Source organism: Neisseria sp. P0021.S007 (assembly GCF_051956855.1).
The window spans coordinates 1-497 of the sequence record NZ_JBQCXA010001333.1; the positions used below are offsets into that span (position 1 = coordinate 1).

At 53.9% G+C, this 497-nt stretch carries 1 protein-coding gene; it reads right to left on the reverse strand.

Translation table 11 applies throughout. The features are described from left to right. On the reverse strand, positions 1 to 497 hold a 497-nt coding region (locus ACTHUR_RS19010; protein ID WP_440400333.1), incomplete at both ends, for an aconitase family protein.

Here is a 497-nt window from a genome sequence, read left to right on the forward strand (position 1 = left end):
TCACTGCACCGTCAGGCATTTGGCCGTCTGAAGGCTCTTCATAAGGTTTTGCCAAGCCTTTGCTGGCCAAATCGGCGGTCGCAAAACGGGCATGCGGGTTACTTGGACCTGCCATGTTGCGCGTTACGCTGCTCAAATCAAATTTCAATACGCGCGGATAAACGGCGGTTTTCAAGGCATCTGCCCACAAGCCTGCGGTTTTGGCGTAGGTTTCCACCAATTTCACTTGCGCGTCATCGCGACCGGTCAGTTTCAAATAATCAATGGTTTGCTCATCAATAGCGAACATCGCGGCAGTCGCGCCGAACTCGGGGGTCATGTTGGAAATGGTGGCACGGTCGCCGATGGACAGACTTCTTGCGCCCTCACCGAAAAATTCGACAAATGCGCCAACCACGCGCTCTTTACGCAAAAATTCGGTCAGTGCCAACACGATGTCGGTAGCAGTAATGCCCGGCTGGCGTTTGCCGGTCAGCTCAACGCCAACAATATCAGGC